The sequence below is a fragment of the Gilliamella sp. Pas-s27 genome, assembly GCF_009795865.1.
Taxonomy (GTDB): Bacteria; Pseudomonadota; Gammaproteobacteria; order Enterobacterales; family Orbaceae; genus Gilliamella.
The window spans coordinates 1-1,897 of sequence record NZ_WTEW01000071.1; the positions used below are offsets into that span (position 1 = coordinate 1).

The 1,897-nt window shown below is 33.7% G+C and carries 3 protein-coding genes; all 3 read right to left on the minus strand.

The genetic code is table 11. From position 1 onward, the window contains the following. The coding region (locus GQ589_RS12340; RefSeq protein ID WP_237399235.1) for a hypothetical protein at positions 1-247 on the minus strand (247 nt) is incomplete at its 3' end. Then, on the minus strand, positions 247-1,077 hold the full coding sequence (locus GQ589_RS11640) for a DUF6708 domain-containing protein (protein ID WP_160426396.1): 831 nt from the start codon (positions 1,075-1,077) through the stop codon (positions 247-249). The genes GQ589_RS11640 and GQ589_RS12340, both read right to left, overlap by 1 nt. Positions 1,078-1,080: 3 nt before the next feature. Then, on the minus strand, positions 1,081-1,897 hold an 817-nt coding region (locus GQ589_RS11645; protein ID WP_237399236.1), incomplete at its 5' end, for a DUF6708 domain-containing protein.

Genomic DNA, 1,897 nt, shown 5'->3' on the forward strand with positions numbered 1-1,897 from the left:
TGATATTAATATCATAAAAACTTACAAATACTCCAAATATTGTAAGTAGTAGCGAAAAAAACGATATAAAAATTAGAAAGGAACGGAGAATTACACCGATTCCGTTTGGGCGTCTTGAAAACTCACAATAATCATCATTCGCATAACGTAGTTTTTTATTATTGCTTAAATGTAATTGCGTTGTATATATTCCTTTATGCAAATCCTCGCGCCATGAGGAAACTTGCGGTTGATATTTAGATGGCATTATTTATTCCCTAACTTTTTATATTCGGCATCTATTTGTTGATATTCTTCAAGCGATCTGGCTTTGGATTTTTTGTCGAGTTCTTCGGACCAATTGATTTTTACCGACCACTCATATTCATCTGGCATCTGTTCGGTATCTAGGTTTTTATCCGAAAATGCCATAAAACTATTCACCCACATCCACTCATCGTAACTTAAACTGCTATCCATACAAAAAGTAAAGTGGTCAATTACATTAGTGGTATTGGGCTCACATACCACACACTCTATGCGGTAACTTCTGACCATACCACCACCATAAATCGGTGCCGATACTGACGTCATGACTCCTTGAATATCTGCCCAATCAAACTCTTTCATTGTTATCTCTTTCACTCTAAATGGTGAGCGAGTAAATGTTTCTAACGAACCAAAATATAAAAGAAAATGGTCATAAATATAAACTTTACCTGTTTTACGATTAAAACGGATTGGGCAATCCTCAGGAGCATAGAATAGATAGAAAACAAGCTGTAAAAATAAATATATTAGATAAAGGAATAATAACCAAAGAGGTATAAGTATAAATTTCCATCCAGTTTCAAAAATAATAACATAAGATAAACCATATACTACAAAAAACGACAATAAAATAAGCATTATTAAACAAATAATAGTAACCCAACGTGGAACCCACTCCCATCCTATTGTTCGCCGAGAAAATTCACAATAATCATCATTAGCATAACGTAATTTTTTATTATTACTTAAATAATGGCGGGTTGTATAAACCCCTTTGTATAAATCTTCGCGCCAGCATGACACTTGCGGTTGATATTTAGATGGCATTATTTATTCCTTAATTTTTTTATACTCGGCATCTATTTTCTGATACTCTTCAAGCGAGCTAGCTTTGGATTTTTTGTCGATTTCTTCTGGCCAGTTGACTTTGATTGGCCATGTAAACTCTTCTTCTGGCATCAATTCCCCATCCAAATTATTATCCGAAAACGCCATATAGCTATTTATCCACATCCATTCGTAATAGTTTAAACTGCTATAGGCTGCTAGTAGAAAGTGGTCAATCACTTTAGTGGTATTAGGCTCGCATACCACACATTCTAGACGATAGCTTCTAACCATTCCGCCACTAGCAAGAGGAACTGATACTGAGGTCATACACCCTTGAATATCTGCCCAATTAAACTCTTTAACCGTTATCTCTTTAGCTCTAAAGGGTGAACGAATAAGAATTATCCATGCTCCAAAATATAAGATAAAATGTTCATAAACATAAACTTTACCTGTTTTTCGATTAAAACGAATAGGACAATCTTCGGGGGCAAACAGTGTATTTAGTAAGAATTGAAAAAGAAAATAAGCGACAAATAATAATAATAAACTAACTGATATTGTTAGGATTCTACCATCAATTTCTGTAATAATAACGAAAACTCCCATATATAAAGCGAATAATGATAGTAAAACAAAAATTGAGGAAAAAAATATTGTAATCCAACGAGCAAAATACCCCCCCCCTAAACGCCGAGAAAATTCACAATAATCATCATTAGCATAACGTAATTTTTTATTATTACTTAAATGTAATTGTGTTGTATATATTCCTTTATGCAAATCCTCGCGCCATGCGGAAACTTGCGGTTGATAT